The 1,816-nt window shown below is 64.2% G+C and carries 2 protein-coding genes and 2 tRNA genes; 2 read left to right on the forward strand and 2 right to left on the reverse strand.

Annotated features, from left to right (window positions below):
* Positions 1 to 47: 47 nt before the first annotated feature.
* Entirely contained in the window at positions 48 to 518 is a 471-nt protein-coding gene (locus EN906_RS32835; protein WP_127268141.1) for a YidB family protein, read from the forward strand.
* A 74-nt stretch (positions 519 to 592) separates the two neighbouring features.
* Here the strand turns inward: EN906_RS32835 and EN906_RS32840 are convergent.
* Together EN906_RS32840 and EN906_RS32845 are read right to left on the reverse strand one after the other, a co-directional pair.
* Positions 593 to 666: transfer RNA gene (locus EN906_RS32840), tRNA-Gly, on the reverse strand.
* A gap of 89 nt (positions 667 to 755) precedes the next feature.
* Positions 756 to 840, reverse strand: a tRNA-Tyr gene (locus EN906_RS32845).
* 198 nt (positions 841 to 1,038) lie between these two features.
* On the opposite strand from EN906_RS32845, the gene EN906_RS32850 reads away from it, so the two are divergent.
* A partial coding sequence (locus EN906_RS32850; RefSeq protein ID WP_164777558.1) for an RNA methyltransferase occupies positions 1,039 to 1,816 on the forward strand: 778 nt, incomplete at its 3' end.

Consider the following 1,816-nt stretch of genomic DNA (forward strand, 5'->3'; position numbering starts at 1 on the left):
TCATTGTTGAGGAGGGGTCGGGCCTTGGTCGCTATGGAGGATCCACTATGGGACTTTTTGACAATGCCGTTCCCGGCGGCAACATCACCAAACCCCTGATGATCGCGCTCGGCGCATTGCTGGTCGGCAAGATGCTGAGCGGCAGAAGTGCCGAAGCGCCAGAACAGTCTCCCGCGCCCGCTCCGACCGCCCCCGTTCCCGTCCCTACGGAAACCACATCCGCCGATGGTGGCCTGGCTGGCGGCTTGGGCGGCCTGCTCGACAAGCTCAGAAATGCCGGCCACGGCAATGCCGCCGACTCCTGGGTCGGCACCGGGCAGAACCAGCCGATCAACGCCAACGATCTTGGCGCCGCGATCGGACCGCAGATCATTCGCGAGATCGCGCAACGGACCGGGCTGGACGAGCAGGAACTGCTCAAGCAACTGTCCACCGCCCTGCCCGGCATCGTCGACAGACTGACGCCGAACGGCCAGGTGCCGCAGCAGCACCAGGTCGCCACCGCGTTCAACAGCTGACGCGGCAGCCACGACAATTGGAGCGCTGCGCCTCGTGCGCAGTGTTTCGGTTTGCCGGTGATGGGATGAGTGTCTGGAGCGGGTAGCGGGAATCGAACCCGCATATTCAGCTTGGAAGGCTGCTGCTCTACCACTGAGCTATACCCGCGCCTTACCTGAAGTACCGGATTCATCCGAAAAGCGCCATGCACTTTTCGGTCCGATTCTTGTCGCGTTTCAGGGCTTCCGGGCCGGCAGTGGTGGAGAGGGTTGGATTCGAACCAACGTAAGCTAAGCTAACGGATTTACAGTCCGTCCCCTTTAACCACTCGGGCACCTCTCCAGTCTGCCGCCGGAGCCATGCAACGAGGCATTCACGCCGATCCGGACCCGAGTTATGTGTTCTCCGAAACCAGCGCAGCGCCTTATGGCGGCAAGCCCATTGGGTGTCAACCGCGCAACCATGGTTTTTCGTTTCTGTTCGCCGGCTGTGACGGCGGGCCATATCCTTGGCCGGAGGACACCGCTATAGAAGCCAGCCATGAGCGATAAAACCAACACTCCCAAAGACACCCATTACGCCAAGCTGCGCCGCGCCTATCGCGACGAGAAAAGCGGCGGCGCGCCGGCGTTCCGGCCCCGACAGCCGGTTCCGCCGGGCGAAAATGCCGCGGACGGGCTGGTGAGGCTCTACGGCCTGCACACGGTGCGCGCCGCACTCGACAATCCGCGCCGCAAGATCAGGAAGATGCTGGTGACGCGCAATGCGGCCGAGCGCCTCGAAATAGCCGATCTCGCCGCCCTGCCCTTCAAGATCGAACTGGTCGAACCCAGGGACATCGACAAGATCACCGGGTCGGACGCCGTGCATCAGGGTGTGCTGATCGAGGCCGAGCCGCTGAAAGCCAAGCGGCTCGATGCGCTTGGTGACGCGAAGCTGGTGCTGGTGCTCGACCAGATCACCGACCCGCACAATGTCGGCGCCATCCTGCGCTCCGCGGTCGCCTTCGGCGCCGGCGCGCTGATCACCACAGCCCGCCACAGCCCGCAGGAATCGGGCGTGCTGGCGAAATCCGCCTCCGGCGCGCTGGAGCACATCGACCAGATCGAGGTGAAGAACCTCGCCGACGCGCTCGGCCAGCTGCACGAGGCGGGCTTTCGCACCATCGGGCTTGATTCGGACGCGCCGGCCGAACTCGAAAAGAGCTTTGCCGGAGAAAAGATCGCCCTGGTGCTGGGCGCCGAAGGCAAGGGCCTGCGCCAGAAGACCCGCGAGACGGTGACGACGCTGGCGCGGCTCGACATGCCCGGCGCCATCC

The sequence above is a fragment of the Mesorhizobium sp. M7A.F.Ca.CA.004.06.1.1 genome (assembly GCF_003999135.1).
Classification (GTDB): Bacteria; Pseudomonadota; Alphaproteobacteria; order Rhizobiales; family Rhizobiaceae; genus Mesorhizobium.